The following is a 14,563-nucleotide window of genomic DNA, read 5'->3' on the forward strand; positions in this document are numbered from 1 at the left end:
CTGTCGAGCTATAACAAGCATGTGATATCAAGGGCGCATGCGCGCGATCGACCTGCTCAACGGGCGGCTCAAGCTCCGCCACCTCGTCCTGGTCGTGGCCGTCGCCGACCAGGGCAGCGTGCTGCGGGCCGCCGAGCAGCTGCGGCTGGCGCAGCCGGCGGTGACCCGCAGCCTGCGCGAGGTGGAGGGGATCCTCGGCGTCGAGCTGTTCACCCGGGGCCCGCGCGGCGTCACACCGACGATGTTCGGCGACGCGTTCGTCGAGCACGCCCGCGCCGTGCTGGCCGAGCTGCGCCGCGCGGGCGAGCGGATCACCGGGCTGGCCGACGGGGAGGTCGGCACGGTCACGATCGGGACCCTGCTCGCCGGCTCCAACGTGCTGCTCCCCCGCGCCATCGCCGCGCTGAAGCGCGACCGCCCCGGCATCACCGTGATCGTCCAGGAGGCGACGTTCGACGCGCAGGTCCCCCGGCTGCTGGACGGCGAGATCGACCTGATCCTCGGCCGCCTCAACCCGATCGGCGACCTGCGCGGCCTGCGGCAGGTCACCCTGTACGGCGAGCCCGTGCGGCTGGTCGCGCGGCTCGGGCACCCGGCCCGGTCGCGGCACCCGCTCGGCCTCGCCGACCTGCTCGACTACCCGTGGGTGCTGCCGCTGGAGCAGACGGCGCTGCGCGCGGAGCTGGAGCAGGTGTTCCGCGCCGAGGGGCTGGTCCCGCCCGGGAACCTGGTGGAGTGCACGTCGGTGCTGACCGTCCGCACGCTCGTCCGCGACACCGACATGATCGCCGCGCTGCCCGAGCTGGTCGCCGAGACCGACGCGGGGATCGCGCCGCTGCCCGTCCCGCTGGAGACCGTCCGCCGCCAGGTCGGGGTGACGCTGCCCGCGCAGCGCGCGCCCACGCCGTCCGCGCGGCTGATGCTCGACCACCTGCAGCGCCAGGCCGCCGAGATCACCGGCGTCGAGGCCGGCTGACCGGGCCCCTCCCGGACGGCCCGCGCGGTCCCGGGACATCCTTGTCCTCCCGCTCCCAGGATCACCGCGCTCTGCCTGCGCGGCGCCGTCCGGCGAAGCATGGGCTCATCGCGCGGACGACCACCGCGCCACTGAGGAAGGGCACGCCATGACTTCGTCCACCACGCTCCCCGGCGGAACGTTCACCCTGCCCGGCGGGCTGACGCTCACCCGCATGGGCTACGGCGCCATGCAGCTCGCCGGCCCGCACGTCTTCGGCCCGCCCACCGACCGGGACGGCGCCGTGGCGGTGCTGCGGGAGGCCGTGCGGCTGGGCGTCCGGCACATCGACACCAGCGACTACTACGGCCCGCACGTCACCAACGAGATCATCAGGGAGGCGCTGCACCCCTACCCGGACGACCTGCGCATCGTGACCAAGGTCGGGGCGCTGCGGGACGCGGAGGGCAACTGGCCGCCGGCGCTGCGGCCCGATCAGCTGCGCCAGGCCGTCCACGACAACCTCGACCGCCTCGGGCTGGACGCGCTCGACGTCGTCAACCTGCGCGTCGGCGGGTTCGACACCCCCGAGCCGGGTTCGATCGCCGAGCCGTTCTCCGTGCTCGCCGAGCTGCGGGACCAGGGGCTGATCCGGCACCTCGGGCTCAGCACCGTCACCGCCGACCAGATCGCGGAGGCCGAGGCGATCGCGCCGGTCGTGTGCGTCCAGAACCGCTACAACCTCGCCCACCGCGCCGACGACGACCTGATCGACGCGCTCGCCGCGCGGGGCGTCGCCTACGTGCCCTACTTCCCGCTCGGCGGCTTCACCCCGCTCCAGTCCGGCGAGCTGGACGCGGTCGCGGGACGTCTCGGCGCCTCCCCGATGGCCGTGGCGCTGGCGTGGCTGCTGCGGCGCTCGCCGAACATCCTGCTGATCCCCGGCACCTCGTCCATCGCCCACCTGCGGGAGAACATCGCGGGCGCGGCGCTGCGCCTGCCCGAGGACGAACTGGCCAGGCTCGACGCCATCGCCTCCTGAATCCGTCTCCCCGACCGGCGGTTCAGCGGGCGCCCGTCCAGTCGGGGACGTCCGACTCGGTGACCCGGCCGCCGGCGCCGAAGACCAGGTAGCGGTCGAAGTCCTCGGCGAACCAGCGGTCGTGGGTGACGGCGAGGACCGTCCCCGCGTAGGAGGCGAGGCCCTCCTGGAGGGCCTCGGCGCTGGCGAGGTCGAGGTTGTCGGTCGGCTCGTCCAGCAGCAGGAGCGTCGCGCCCGACAGCTCCAGCAGCAGGATCTGCAGGCGCGCCTGCTGGCCGCCCGACAGCGTCTCGAAGGGGCGGGAACCGGCCGGGGCCAGCTCGTAGCGGGCGAGGGCGGCCATCGCGTCGTTGCGGGTCAGCGCGTACCTGGACATGACGATGTCGGCGGGGGTCCGGCCGCGCAGGTCGGGGCGCGCGTGGGTCTGGACGAACAGGCCGGGCACGACCCGGGCGCCGAGGCGGAACGCGCCGCGATGCGCGACGTCGTGCCCGGCCAGGACCCGCAGGAAGGTCGACTTGCCCGCGCCGTTCGGGCCCAGGAGCGCGACGCGCTCGCCGTACCAGACCTCGGTGCCGAAGGGCTCGGTCAGGCCGGTCAGCTCCAGTGACTCGCAGGTCAGGGCGCGTTTGCCGGTGCGCCCGCCCCGCAGCCGCATGCGCACGTTCTGCTCTTTGGGGGCGCTGCGGGGCGGGCCCGCCTCCTCGAAGCGCTGGAGGCGGGTGCGCGCCGCCTGGTAGGACGAGGCGACCGCGTCGTTGTGCGTCGCGCGCTGCCGGAGCGTGTGGACGAGGCGCCGGAGCCGCGCGTGCTCCTCATCCCACCGGCGGCGGCGCTCATGGAGGCGGTCCACGCGCTCGCGCCGGGCCTGGGCGTAGCCCGCGAACCCGCCGCCGTGCACCCACACGTCCCGGGACTCGACGGTGACGATCCGGTCGGCGGCGTCGGCGAGCAGCCGCCGGTCGTGCGACACCAGCAGCACGGTCTTGCCCGTCGCGCGCAGCCGCTCGGCCAGCCATTCCTTGCCGGGCACGTCGAGGTGGTTGTCGGGCTCGTCGAGCAGCAGGACCTCGTCGGGCCCCCTGAGCAGTGCCTCCAGCACGAGGCGCTTGCGCTCCCCGCCCGACAGCGTGGACACCGGCCTGTCCCTCGCCTCGTCGAAGGACAGGCCGAGCGCGATCGTCGCGCAGGTGTCCCAGACGACCTCGATGTCGTAGCCGCCCGCGTCGGTGTAGTCGGTGATGGCCCGCGCGTAGGCGAACTGGGTGCGCTCGCCGTCGTCCAGGGCGGCCTCCGCGCGTTCCAGGGCGTCCGCCGCCGCCCGGACCCGCGCGGGGGCGACCGACAGCAGCAGGTCGCGGACGGTGCGCCCGGTGACGAACTGCCGCATCACCCCGAGGCCGCCGCCGGTGGCGACGGTGCCCGAGGCGGGCCGCAGGTCGGCGGCGATCAGCCGCAGCAGCGTGGTCTTGCCCGCGCCGTTCGGGCCGACCAGCGCGGCCTTCGCGCCCGCGCCGACGCGGAAGGAGACCTCGTCCAGCAGCAGCCGGCCGTCGGGCAGGGCGTAGCTGAGGCCGCTGACCTCGATGTGTCCCAAGAAGAGCACTCCTCGTACAGTGTTCGAGTACCTGGACCAACGGTCCAGTGCTCGCCCAATGTACTAGGGTGGCGGGCATGAGCGAGAGCGTGTGGCTGCGCGAGGAGCGCCCCCGGCGGGACGCGCCGCCGCTGACGCGGGAGCGGATCGTGGCCGAGGCCGTGGCCCTGCTGGACGAGGAGGGTGCCGCCCGGCTGACCATGCGCCGCCTCGCCGAGCGCCTGGGCACCGGCTCCACGACGCTGTACTGGCACGTCAGGACCAAGGACGACGTGCTGGAACTGGCCCTCGACGCGATCTTCGGCGACGTGCCGGTACCGCCGCCCGGACCGGGCCGGGCCGGAGTGGTCGCGCTGATGTCGGGGTGGCGGGCCGCGATGCTCGCCCACCCGTGGTCGGCGGCGGTGCTCGGCGGGCGCCCGCTGCTCGGGCCGAACGTCCTCGCCCGCACCGACCGCCTCTACGGCGCGCTGGCCGCGACGGGCCTGAGCGGCACGGAGCTGGCGGGCGCCGCGTACGCGGTCGCGAACTACGTCATCGGCTCGGCGCTGATGGAGGTCGGCGCCCGGAGCGCCCCGGACGAGCGCGGCGCGGGCGAGTACCTGGAGCGCACCCGCGACCGGTACCCGCACCTCGCCGAGCACGGCCGCCTGCGCGGCGACGGCTGGGACACGGCGTTCGCCCAGGGGCTGGGGTACCTCCTGGACGGGATCGAGCGCCCCGCGTCAGCGGCTCAGGAGTTGAGGTAGGCCAGCACCGCGAGGACGCGGCGGTGCCCGCTGTCGCTCGGCGGGAGGCCGAGCTTGGCGAACACGGCGCCGATGTGCTTGCTGACCGACCGCTCGGTGATGACGAGCGTGGTGGCGATCGTGGCGTTGTCGAGGCCCTGCGCCATCAGCCCGAGCACCTCGCGCTCGCGGGGCGTGAGCGCCTGCAGCGGGTCGCTGCGCGTCGTCATGAGCTGCGAGACGACCTCGGGGTCGAGCGCGGTGCCGCCGCCCGCGACCCGCGCCAGCGCCTCCAGGAACTCGTCGACGCGGCTCACCCGGTCCTTGAGCAGGTAGCCGACGCCGCCGGCGCCGCCCGCGAGCAGCTCCGCGGCGTAGGTCTCCTCCACGTACTGCGACAGCACGAGCAGCGGCAGGCCCGGCAGCCGCTTGCGGGCCTCGATCGCGGCGCGCAGCCCCTCGTCGCGGAAGCCGGGCGGCAGCCGGACGTCCAGGACCGCGACGTCGGGACGGTGCTCCAGCAGCGCGGGCAGCACGTCCGGGCCGGTGTCGGCGACGGCGACGACCTCGTGCCCGTCGGAGGTCAGCAGCAGCACCAGGCCCTCGCTCAGCAGGACGTTGTCCTCGGCGATCACGATCCGCACGGCAGGTCCACCTCCAGCGTCGTCCCCTGTCCGTCGGGGCTGTCGATACGGGTACTGCCGTCGAGCGCCGCCACCCGGCGGCGGATGCCCGCGAGGCCGCTGCCCCGGCCGGGGTCGGCCCCGCCCTTGCCATCATCGCGCACCACGAGCCGCAGCACCGGCCCGTGGCGGCCGACCGTCACCCACGCGTGCCCGGCGCCGCTGTGCTTGGCGATGTTGGTGAGGGCCTCGGCGACGACGAAGTAGGCCGCGGCCTCGACGGCGGCGGGGACGCGGCCCTCCGCGACGTCCATCTCGACGGGGATCTGGTGCCCGGCGGCCAGCGCCCGCAGCGCCCCCGCGAGTCCCCGGTCGGACAGGATCGGCGGGTAGATCCCGCGGATCACCGTCCGGAGCTGGGTGAGCGCCTCCTCCACCCCCTCCCTGGCCTCCAGGAACAGCGCGCGCGAGGCGGCCGGGTCGGTGTCGAAGCGGCGGTCGGCGAGGCCGAGCCGCAGCGCCGCCGCGACGAGCTGCGCCTGCGTCCCGTCGTGCAGGTCGCGCTCGATCCGGCGCAGCTCCGCGCCGTGCGCCTCCAGCGCCTCCGCGCGGGTCTCGGTCAGCACCTCGACGCGCTCGGTGAGGCTGGTGCGGCGGGTGGGGCGCAGCAGCAGCTCCGACAGCCGCGCCTGCCAGTGGGCGAGCCTCGGCACCAGCCACAGCAGGAGGAAGCCGTCCAGCGCCACCTGGAGGAACGGCAGCGTGAGCGCCTTGGGCCAGCTGTCGAGCGTGACGAACGCCGACTGCGAGCCCTCCGGCGCCGCCCACCACCACAGCGGCAGCGACGCCGAGAACGGGATCGCGGGCCACAGCGCGACCGCGAGCACCGCCGCCACGAGGCCGAGGAGCCCGTGGGCCGCCATCCAGCCCACGTCCCGCCACAGCACGGGCGAGCGGACGAGCGTGACCCCCTGCCGCAGCGACGAACCCTCCAGCCGCCGGTAGGGGCTCGGGATCTCGCGGCCCAGCAGCCTCCCGGCGCGGCGCCGCTCGGCGTCGGCGAGGGCGCGCAGCGGCCTGACGGCCTCGGGCAGCCACGGCAGCGCGACGAGCAGCAGCACGGCGCAGAACGCCAGCGGCATCAGCCCGGCCAGCGCGGGCCCGGCCGTGCGAAGGGCCGCGACCAGGGTCCAGGTCGCGCCCGCACTCCGTCTCAACGCCTTGGTCATGTCACCTCCCAGCCCACCGTAGGCGACACCGCCGCGGCGCGCCCCGGGGCCGGCACCCCGGCCGTTGGTGTAGCCCGCTACACCACGGTTTCGGGGGCGCGCGCCAATGTGGCGGCCCCCCTCCGGATTCTAGATTCGACCAGGTGAGCGGCGATCTGACGGAGGGACCATGACGACGATGACGGCCGAGGCGACCGCGGTGGCGGTGAGCCTGGAGTCGGTCACCAAGGACTACGGTGACGTGCGGGCGCTGGACGGCGTGAGCTGGGCGTTCCCACGCGGCGGGTTCACCGCCGTCATGGGGCCCTCGGGCTCGGGCAAGAGCACGTTCCTGCACTGCGCGTCCGGGCTCGACCGGCCGAGCGCGGGCGCGGTCCGGATCGGCGGGACCGACATCGGCCGCCTCAGCGAGACCAGGCGGACGCGGCTGCGCCGCGAGCGGATCGGGTTCGTCTTCCAGGCGTTCAACCTGATCCCCTCGATGGACGTCGAGCAGAACATCACGCTCCCGCTCCAGCTGGCGGGGACGAAGGCCGACCCGGGCCGGGTCGCCGAGGTCGCCCGCCGCGTCGGGCTGGCCGACCGGCTGCGGCACCGGCCCTCGGAGCTGTCGGGCGGGCAGCAGCAGCGCGTCGCGCTCGCCCGCGCCCTGGTGACCCGCCCCGAGGTGGTGTTCGCGGACGAGCCGACCGGCGCGCTCGACCCCCGCACGGCCCGCGACGTCCTGCGGCTGCTGCGCGAGGCGGTCGACCTGGCCGGGCAGACGCTCGTGCTGGTCACCCACGACCCGATGGCGGCCGCCTGGGCCGACTCGGTGCTGTTCCTGAGCCGGGGGCGGATCGTCGACGAGATGACCTCCCCCACCGTCCAGGGCGTCATGAGCCGCTGGGAGTCGCTGTGAGCGCGGGCGGAAGGCGGATCGGGGGCGCGTTCGCGGGGGTGTTCGCGGCCCTGCTGTTCGCGGCGGCCCTGGTCGGGTCCTGCGGGGTGCTGCTGGAGTCGGCGCTGCGCGCGCACGCGCCGGTCGAGCGCTACGGCGCCGCGGCGGCCGTCGTCAGCGGGCCGGAGAAGGTCGAGGACATGCTGCGGCGGCCCGGGGACTCCCCCGAGCACCAGACCCGGCCGGTGGCCGAGCGCCCCCGGGTGCCGGTCGCCGCCGCCGCGAGGCTGCGGGCCGTCCCCGGTGTCCGGGGCGTGGTGGCGGACGTGTCGTTCCCCGTCCTGACGTCCACGGGGGCGTCGGTCAGCGGGCACGGATGGGACTCGGCCGCCCTCCGCCCCTACCGGCTGAGCGCCGGCCGGGCCCCGCGGGCGGCGGACGAGGTCGTCCTCAGCGAGTCCGCCGGGGTCCCCGCCGGCAAGGGCGTGTCCTTGCAGGCGGACGGGACGCCGCGTCCGTACCGGGTCACCGGGACGGTCGCGTCCGGACCCGGCGCGGCGTTCTTCACCCCCGCCGCGGCCGCGGCGCTCTACGGGCGCCCCGGCATGGCCGACGCCCTCGTGGTGACGGCCGACGGGAAGCTCGACGAGGGCGCGCTGCGCGCCGCCGTCCCCGGGCTGGCGGTCGCGACCGGGGCCGCGCGCGGCGACGTCGAGGACCGCGCGGTCCTGGCCGCCCGCCCCGACATCGTGGACCTGGCGCTGTCGATCGGCGGCGTCGCGGTGATGACCGCGCTCGTGGTCGTCGGCGGGCTCATCGCCCTGGCGACGCGGGAGCGGGCGCGCGAGTTCGCGCTGCTGCGCGCGGTCGGCGCGACGCCCTGGCAGGTGCGCGGCAAGCTGCTGCGCGAGACGCTGTGGACCGGCGTCCCCGCCGCGCTGGTCGGCGGCGTCCTGTCGCTCGGGCTCGGCGCCGCGATGCACTCGCTCATGATCGGCGAGGACGCGCTGCCGCACGGGTTCGGGCTGTCGCTCAGCCCCCTCCCCGCGCTCGCCGCGTTCGCGATCACGATCGTCGCCGCCCTGCTCACGGCGCTGGTGGCATCGCTGCGCGTCTCCCGGATCCGTCCGGTCGAGGCGCTGGGCGAGTCCGCCGCCGAGCCCGCGCGGCTGCCCCGCTGGCGCCTGGTCACGGGTGTGGTGTTCGTCGTCGTCGGGCTGAACGCGCTCGGGGTGTCCACCGCCACCAGCGGTCCGACCGCCGCCGCGTCGGTCGGCGGGCTGGTGATCTCCCTGATCGTCGCGACCGCCCTGCTCGGGCCGCTGCTGGCCCGGCTCGGCAGCCGCCGGCTCGGCCGCCTGGCCGCACTCGCCTCCCCCGTGTCCGGACGGCTCGGCCGGCACGCGAGCGGCGCCGCCGCGCTGCGCGCCGGGTCGGTGCTCACCCCGGTCGCGCTGGCGATCGCGTTCGGCTGCACGCAGCTGTTCGCCCAGTCCACGATCGCCCACGCGACGCGGGAGCAGGCCGCCGACGGCAACCGCGCCGACCAGGTGATCGTCTCGGCCGGTCCGGGGCTCCCGGCCGGCGCCGCCGAGGCCGCGCGGCGCGTGCCCGGCGTCACCGCCGCGACCCCCGTCAAGCGGACCACGGTCGTGATGGCGGTCAAGGAACTCGGCGAGAAGGACCTCAGGACGCTGAACGCCCAGGGCGTCGGCGCGGGCGCCGAGGCGACCATGGACCCGAAGGTCCGCTCCGGGCGCCTCGCCGACCTGCGCGGCGGCACGGTCGCGCTCAGCCGCGACGTCGCCGCCGGGCTGCACGTCGGGTCGACCGCCCGGTTCTGGCTCGGCGACGGGACGCGCGTCCAGGCGCGCGTGGTCGCGATCTACGACCGGGGCCTCGGCTTCGGCGACGTGCTCCTCCCCCACGCGACGGCCGCCGCGCACTCCACCACGGCGCTGGACGACCACGTCCTCGTCCGGGGGAAGGCCGACCTGCGCCCGGTCGCCGCCGCCTACGCGGGGGCCCGGGTGGTCGACCGGGACGCCTACGGCGACGCGCTGTCGCGGGAGCTGCGGCTCCAGGGCCTGGTCAGCCTGATCGTCGTCGCGGCGATCGGCGGGTTCATCGTCATCGGCGTCGTCACCACGCTCGCGCTCGCGACCGGCGCCAGGCGGCGCGAGTTCGCGCTGCTGCGGCTGGTCGGCGCGACCCGGCGGCAGGTCCTCGCGGCGCTGCGCTGGGAGGCCGCGATCGTCCTCGGCACCGGGCTGCTCACCGGCGCGGCCATCGCCCTGGTCACACTGCTGGCGCTCGCCATGGCCGTCACCGGGGCGCCGCTGCCCGCGATCTCCCCGGTCGCCGCCGCGGCGATCCTCGCGGGCGTCGCGGGCCCGGCCGCCGCCGCGATGCTCCTGCCGGCCCGCGCGATGCTGCGCCGCCGCTCGTCCCCCCGACTCCCCTGACCCACCGGAAGGAAGAACACGATGACCAACAACGGGCGCTGGACCATCTTCGGCGTGCTGCTCACCGTCAACGTCATGAGCAGCGTCATGCTGCGGGGCACCTGGTACCAGACCGTCATCAGCGTCGTCACCGGGCTGGGCGTGCTCGCCGTGGTGATCGACTACCTGGTCCGCGGGCGCGGCGGCGCGCGCTGACCCGGGGCCCCCCGCTCCGCCGGGTTACCGAAGACGGCCGCTCCGGCCACGGCGGGTGCCCGACGCCGTTACCATCTCGGAGTGCCAAGATCCCGTTGGCATGCTCTGTACCGGAACGGCGTGAAATGGATGACGTAGAGGTCCGGCGGCACCTGCCGGGCAACCTGCCCCAGCTGTTCGCCGGCGGCGCGGAGGACGCCGCCGGGCGGACGCTGTCGGTGCCGCTGCCCGAAGGGGACGTGGTCTGGCCCGACCCCGGGTACCCGCAGCGGCAGCTGCTGCCGCGCCCCGCGTTCTGGCTCAGCGACGAGCCGGTCCACGGGGAGCTGTGGGGGCGGCTGCGGGCCGAGCACGAGCGGTCGGGGCTGTGGCCCCTGCTCATGGACGAGACCGACCAGCCGTGGGCCTCCGGGCAGATCGCGCCCGAGCCGGTCGAGGAGGTCGGCAACTACGTCCCCCACGCGTTCATGTACGAGGTGTGGGGCGACTGGGCGGCGCAGGCCGCCGACGGCGACCACGACGACCTCGCGCCCTTCGGGCGGCACTGCCCCGGCCCCGCCCCGGAGGGCCATCCGCTGGACGACCCGGACGCCGTGGCCGACCGCTACGCCCGCTCCCTGTCGGCCCGCGGCCTGTCGCTCGGGCTCGTCGCCGTCGAGCGGGGCGCGGACGCCCTGGCCGCCGTCGGCTGGCAGGGCGCGCTCAACCACAACGAGTGGACGGCGCCGCTCGCCGCCGTCGTGCGGAGCTGGGAGGAGCGGTTCGGCGCCCGCGTCGTCGGGCTCGGCTTCAACACGCTGGAGCTGAGCGTCGCCGCGCCGCCGGTGACGACCCGGCACGCCGTCCATGTCGCGGCCGAGCACTGGGCGTTCTGCCCCGACATCCTGTTCCAGGGCCCCGGCACCCTCGCCGGGTACGCCGAGGAGATCCGCGGCAAGACGTGGTGGTCGTTCTGGTGGGACTGAGGCCGGGCCGGCGGCGCCGAGGGCGGGTCAGGACGTCCGCTGCTCGCACCAGACGACCTTGCCGCCGCTGGTGTGCCGGACGCCCCACCGCTCGGCGAGCCGCCCCACGACGTGCAGGCCGCGCCCCGAGTCGAGCATGTCGCCCTCGTCGTCGAGGCGGATGCGGGGACGGCCGTCGGAGTGGTCGAACACCTCGCACACGAGGCCGCCCTCGCGGACGAGCCGCAGCGTCACCCGGCCGCCCGCGTGTCGGATCGCGTTGGTGACCAGCTCCGACACCAGCAGCGCGGTGGTGTCGGCCAGCTCCCCGAGGTCCCAGCGGTCGAGCCGGTCGCGGACGAGCCCGCGCGCCCGCCGCACCGCAGCGGGCTCGGCGGGCAGCTCCCAGGACGCGTGGTGGTCGGAGGGGATGCGCCGCAGCCGCGCCACCAGCATCGCGATGTCGTCGCGGTGCTGGTCGTCGTAGACGCCGTCCAGCGCGGCCTGGCACAGCTCCTCCAGCGGCCGGGCGGTGGCGTCGCGGCCGAAGGTCTGCTGGAGCCGGGCGAGGCCGTCGTCGATGTCGCGGGCCCGGTTCTCCACGAGCCCGTCGGTGTAGAGGAACAGCAGCGTGCCGTCGTCGACGGTGAACTCGCGGCTGACGATCGGGCCGTCGCCGACGCCGAGCGGCGGGGCGGGCGGCACCGCGAGGTAGTCCGACTCGGCGCCGGGCGGGGCGATCAGCGGCGGCAGGTGCCCGGCGCTGGCGACCTCGCACCGGCCGCTGACCGCGTCGTAGACGACGTAGGCGCAGGTGGCGAAGTGCGGTTCGCGCTCGCCGAGCGTCCGCATCAGCGAGTCGAGCCGCTCCAGCGCCTCGGCGGGCGGCAGTTCGAGGCCGGCGAGGGTGTGGATGGCCGTGCGCAGCCGTCCCATCGTGACCGCGGCCTTCACACCGTGCCCGGCCACGTCCCCGACGACGAGCGCGACCCGCGCGCCGGGCAGCGCGATCGACTCGTACCAGTCGCCGCCGACCTCGATGAGCCGGCTGCCGGGCAGGTAGCGGTGGTGGACCTCGACCGTGGAGGGCGCCGACAGGCCGGTGGGCAGCAGGCTGCGCTGGAGGGTGAGCGCGGTGGCACGCTCCCGCGAGTAGCGGCGCGCGGTCTCGACGAAGATGGACGCGCGGCCCGCGAACTCCATCCCGATCTCGACGTCGTAGGCGTCGAAGGGGCGGTGCGCGACGCTGCGGGTGCAGACGAAGAAGCCGAGCACGCCGGTCGGCGTGGTGATCGGCAGCAGCAGCATCGAGGCGCCCTTGAGCAGGTCGGCGACCGGCGGGCGGCGCCAGGTCGCGGCGATCCGCGCGGCGCCGTCGCCGCCGAGCCCCACCAGCACCGGCTCGGCCGTCTCCATGCACCGCGAGTAGGGGGTCCCGGCCGGGTAGGTGAGCGTCTCGCCGGTGGGGAACGTCGCGTCCCAGGCCGGGTCGCCGTCGTCGAAGCCGAGCGCCATCCGGCGCAGCAGCAGCGACCCGTCGGTGCCCGCCGGGGGCTCGTCGGCGTCGACGAGGCTCTCCAGCAGCAGCAGCGCGCCGGAGTTGCAGAAGTGCGGGACCAGCACGTCCATCAGGCCGCGCGCGAGCAGGTCGAGGTCGAGGGTGGAGCCGATGCGCGGGAGCGCGTCGTCCAGCAGCGCCCGGCGGATCACGGCGGGGTCGACGAACCGGTCGGCGAGCGGCACCGGCACCCGGACGACGGCGAGCGCCGCGAGGTCGGGCGAGCCGCCGCTCATCGGGTGCACGGTGACGACGGCGTCCAGCGTGCCGCCCGCCGGCGTCTCCACGGCGAGCATGGCCGTGCGCTCCCGCCCGGCCCGCAGCGCCTCCAGCAGCGGCCTGCGCGCTCCGGCGATCACCTCGTCGAGGTGGGCGCCGCGCAGTCCGCCCGGTATGCCGGACAGCACGCCGGCGGCGTTACGGTCGAACTGGAGTATTCTCCCCGACGAATCCATGCCGAGAATAAGAATTCGGGTGGACGACTCCATCGCTCGATTATGGGACATCGCGCGCCCCCGTGAGGCCGATACGGCGGGGGAAACCCGCACAGAACCCCGATCCCGTGGGCTTGGCGGGCCGTCCGCCTCCGTCGTCGACGGTGCGCGAAATTGGAATCCGCGGACACGTGGGCGCCTTTCACCCGCCGCTGATTTCGCGTATATGCGCCGCTATCTGGGAAAAGACGCGTCGAGGAACTCCTGCCATGTCCGGCGGCCCGTGGCGCCGCCCGGGGCGAGGTGCAGGCCGGCCCGGAACCCGCGCATCGCCCGGCCCGGAACCGGCAGCGGCAGCCGCGTGCGGCGCCGCCCGCGGGCCAGCAGGTAGGTGCGCGCCATCTCCTCCAGCGTCAGCACCTCCGGGCCGCCCATGTCGTCGGCGCGGCGGACGGGCCCGGCGCCGAGCGCGAACCCGGCGAGCCGGTCGGCGACCTCGGCGACCTCGACCGGCTGGCAGCGCAGCCCGGTCGGCAGCGGCATGACGCCCGGGGCCCGGGAGAGGTAGTCCAGGACGGCGGCGGGCAGCGAGTGGAACTGCGTGGCGCGCAGGATCGTGTAGGGCAGCCCCGACTTCTCGATCATCCGCTCGACCGTGTGCTTGATCGTGTAGTAGCGGTAGGGGATCCGGTCGACGCCGACGATCGAGACGTAGACGAGGTGGGGCGCGCCCTGCTCCCGCGCGGCCTCGATGAGGTTGCGGGCGGCGGGCAGGTCGCTCTTGGGGTGCCGGGGGTCGCTGGCGCAGTGCACGATCGTCTCGGCGCCCTCCAGCGCGGCGCGGACGCCCTCCCCGGTCGCCAGGTCGCCCCTGGCCCAGGCCATGCCGTCCGCGGGCTCCCCGGCGCCTCGGCTGAGCCCGCGCACGTCCGCGCCGGCGGCCCGCAGGGCCCGGGTGAGCGGGCGGCCGAGCGTGCCGCTCGCCCCGGTCACGATGATCATGTGCTCCCCTCCATGCCGGCGCCGGGCGGCGCCGGCGGACGTCAGGACTTGCCGAAGGTCCGCGGCGGCGGGACGGGCGCGGTGACCTCCTCGCCGTCGCGCAGCGGCGCGACGCCGGCGCAGAAGCCGGCCAGGTCGTGGCCCTCCACGACGCGGGCCCGGGTGATGCCGCCCGCCGCGCGGCGGGTCAGCACGTCCACCGGCAGCGGCGCCCGGGACGCGGCGACGATCAGGTTGCCGAACCGGCGCCCCCGCAGCACGCCCGGGTCGCCCATCAGCAGCGCGTGCGGGAACACCGAGCGGACCGTCGCGGCGACCCGGCGGGCGAACGGCAGCCGGAACCCGTCGGCGACGTTGACCAGGTACGCGCCGCCGGGGCGCAGCACCCGCGCGACGTCCTCGACGAACTCGCGGGTGGCCAGCTCGACCGGCATCGACGCCTCGGCGAACGCGTCCATCACGACCAGGTCGTCGGCGGCGTCGGGCAGCGCGGCGATCCCGGCGCGCCCGTCGGTGACGCGGATCCTCAGCCCCGGCACGCCCTTGACGGGGAGCCGCTCGCGGACGACCGCCACGAGTTCGCCGTCCGGCTCCAGCACGACCTGCCGCGAGCCGGGGCGGGTCGCGGCGACGTAGCGCGGCAGCGTGCATCCGGCGCCGCCGATGTGCACCGCGTCGAGCGCGTCGCCCTCCGGGGCGATCGCGTCGACGCAGTCGCCCATGAGCCGCATGTACTCGAAGTCGAGGTAGGTCGGGTCGGACAGGTCCACATACGACTGCGGGACCCCGCCCACCAGCAGCATCCAGCCGCCGTCCCGGTCGGTGTCGCGCAGGAACTCGGCCTCTCCCCCGGCGATCGGGTACCGGTCGGGCCAGGGACCCCGCCTGCCCTTGCGTGCCATGACCCCACC

General features: G+C 75.7%; 13 protein-coding genes. 7 read left to right on the top strand and 6 right to left on the bottom strand.

Translation table 11 applies throughout. The features are described from left to right. The first annotated feature begins 37 nt into the window (after positions 1–37). Positions 38–976, top strand: coding sequence for a LysR substrate-binding domain-containing protein (locus tag KLI87_RS38790; RefSeq protein WP_156221697.1), 939 nt, complete (start codon positions 38–40; stop codon positions 974–976). A 148-nt stretch (positions 977–1,124) separates the two neighbouring features. Beyond that, positions 1,125–1,997 carry an aldo/keto reductase family oxidoreductase gene (locus KLI87_RS38795; protein ID WP_214620970.1) on the top strand — a complete coding sequence of 291 codons (873 nt, stop codon included), beginning with the start codon at positions 1,125–1,127 and terminating at the stop codon, positions 1,995–1,997. Positions 1,998–2,019: 22 nt separating this feature from the next. Here KLI87_RS38795 and KLI87_RS38800 read toward each other — a convergent pair whose 3' ends face one another. After that, complete coding sequence (locus KLI87_RS38800; protein ID WP_374225503.1) at positions 2,020–3,558, bottom strand: ABC-F family ATP-binding cassette domain-containing protein; 1,539 nt, start codon at positions 3,556–3,558, stop codon at positions 2,020–2,022. A gap of 113 nt (positions 3,559–3,671) precedes the next feature. On the opposite strand from KLI87_RS38800, the gene KLI87_RS38805 reads away from it, so the two are divergent. After that, entirely contained in the window at positions 3,672–4,343 is a 672-nt protein-coding gene (locus KLI87_RS38805; protein WP_214620972.1) for a TetR/AcrR family transcriptional regulator, read from the top strand. On the opposite strand, the gene KLI87_RS38810 is transcribed toward KLI87_RS38805, so the two are convergent. Together KLI87_RS38810 and KLI87_RS38815 are read right to left on the bottom strand one after the other, a co-directional pair. Continuing rightward, positions 4,328–4,966 carry a response regulator transcription factor gene (locus KLI87_RS38810; RefSeq protein WP_214620973.1) on the bottom strand — a complete coding sequence of 213 codons (639 nt, stop codon included), beginning with the start codon at positions 4,964–4,966 and terminating at the stop codon, positions 4,328–4,330. The genes KLI87_RS38805 and KLI87_RS38810 overlap by 16 nt on opposite strands. Next, positions 4,954–6,174, bottom strand: a complete 1,221-nt coding sequence (locus tag KLI87_RS38815; protein ID WP_214620974.1) for a sensor histidine kinase — start codon at positions 6,172–6,174, stop codon at positions 4,954–4,956. Before KLI87_RS38815 ends, KLI87_RS38810 begins: the two co-directional genes overlap by 13 nt. A 169-nt stretch (positions 6,175–6,343) precedes the next feature. Between KLI87_RS38815 and KLI87_RS38820 the strand changes: the two genes are divergently transcribed. The 4 genes from KLI87_RS38820 (at position 6,344) to KLI87_RS38835 (ending at position 10,679) form a co-directional block, all read left to right on the top strand. Continuing rightward, positions 6,344–7,075: an ABC transporter ATP-binding protein gene (locus KLI87_RS38820; protein WP_214620975.1), complete on the top strand. Its 732-nt coding sequence runs from the start codon at positions 6,344–6,346 to the stop codon at positions 7,073–7,075. Further along, entirely contained in the window at positions 7,072–9,519 is a 2,448-nt protein-coding gene (locus KLI87_RS38825) for an ABC transporter permease (protein WP_214620976.1), read from the top strand. The genes KLI87_RS38820 and KLI87_RS38825 overlap by 4 nt, the downstream gene beginning before the upstream one ends. A gap of 21 nt (positions 9,520–9,540) precedes the next feature. Further along, a complete protein-coding gene (locus KLI87_RS38830) occupies positions 9,541–9,714 on the top strand; it encodes a hypothetical protein (RefSeq protein WP_156221685.1) in 174 nt (57 codons plus the stop codon). A 125-nt stretch (positions 9,715–9,839) separates the two neighbouring features. Then, positions 9,840–10,679, top strand: coding sequence for a DUF4253 domain-containing protein (locus KLI87_RS38835; protein ID WP_214620977.1), 840 nt, complete (start codon positions 9,840–9,842; stop codon positions 10,677–10,679). A gap of 27 nt (positions 10,680–10,706) precedes the next feature. On the opposite strand, the gene KLI87_RS38840 is transcribed toward KLI87_RS38835, so the two are convergent. From KLI87_RS38840 to KLI87_RS38850, 3 genes are all read right to left on the bottom strand, one after another. After that, complete coding sequence (locus tag KLI87_RS38840; RefSeq protein WP_156221681.1) at positions 10,707–12,671, bottom strand: ATP-binding SpoIIE family protein phosphatase; 1,965 nt, start codon at positions 12,669–12,671, stop codon at positions 10,707–10,709. 213 nt (positions 12,672–12,884) lie between these two features. After that, positions 12,885–13,652, bottom strand: coding sequence for an SDR family oxidoreductase (locus KLI87_RS38845; RefSeq protein ID WP_214620978.1), 768 nt, complete (start codon positions 13,650–13,652; stop codon positions 12,885–12,887). Positions 13,653–13,693: 41 nt separating this feature from the next. After that, the gene (locus tag KLI87_RS38850) at positions 13,694–14,554 is read right to left on the bottom strand and encodes a spermidine synthase (protein ID WP_214620979.1); all 861 of its coding nucleotides are present in this window, start codon (positions 14,552–14,554) and stop codon (positions 13,694–13,696) included. Positions 14,555–14,563: the final 9 nt, after the last annotated feature.

It is taken from the genome of Actinomadura sp. NEAU-AAG7 (assembly GCF_018603865.1).
Taxonomy (GTDB): domain Bacteria; phylum Actinomycetota; class Actinomycetes; order Streptosporangiales; family Streptosporangiaceae; genus Spirillospora; species Spirillospora litoris.

What these genes read in the sequence shown, in the direction of transcription:
- KLI87_RS38790 (WP_156221697.1), top strand. Translation starts at nt 38, where the DNA reads ATGCGCGCGATCGACCTGCTCAACGGGCGGCTCAAGCTCCGCCACCTC.
- KLI87_RS38795 (WP_214620970.1), top strand. Translation starts at nt 1,125, where the DNA reads ATGACTTCGTCCACCACGCTCCCCGGCGGAACGTTCACCCTGCCCGGC.
- KLI87_RS38805 (WP_214620972.1), top strand. Translation starts at nt 3,672, where the DNA reads ATGAGCGAGAGCGTGTGGCTGCGCGAGGAGCGCCCCCGGCGGGACGCG.
- KLI87_RS38815 (WP_214620974.1), bottom strand. Translation starts at nt 6,174, where the DNA reads ATGACCAAGGCGTTGAGACGGAGTGCGGGCGCGACCTGGACCCTGGTC.
- KLI87_RS38820 (WP_214620975.1), top strand. Translation starts at nt 6,344, where the DNA reads ATGACGACGATGACGGCCGAGGCGACCGCGGTGGCGGTGAGCCTGGAG.
- KLI87_RS38830 (WP_156221685.1), top strand. Translation starts at nt 9,541, where the DNA reads ATGACCAACAACGGGCGCTGGACCATCTTCGGCGTGCTGCTCACCGTC.
- KLI87_RS38835 (WP_214620977.1), top strand. Translation starts at nt 9,840, where the DNA reads ATGGATGACGTAGAGGTCCGGCGGCACCTGCCGGGCAACCTGCCCCAG.
- KLI87_RS38840 (WP_156221681.1), bottom strand. Translation starts at nt 12,671, where the DNA reads ATGGATTCGTCGGGGAGAATACTCCAGTTCGACCGTAACGCCGCCGGC.
- KLI87_RS38845 (WP_214620978.1), bottom strand. Translation starts at nt 13,652, where the DNA reads ATGATCATCGTGACCGGGGCGAGCGGCACGCTCGGCCGCCCGCTCACC.
- KLI87_RS38850 (WP_214620979.1), bottom strand. Translation starts at nt 14,554, where the DNA reads ATGGCACGCAAGGGCAGGCGGGGTCCCTGGCCCGACCGGTACCCGATC.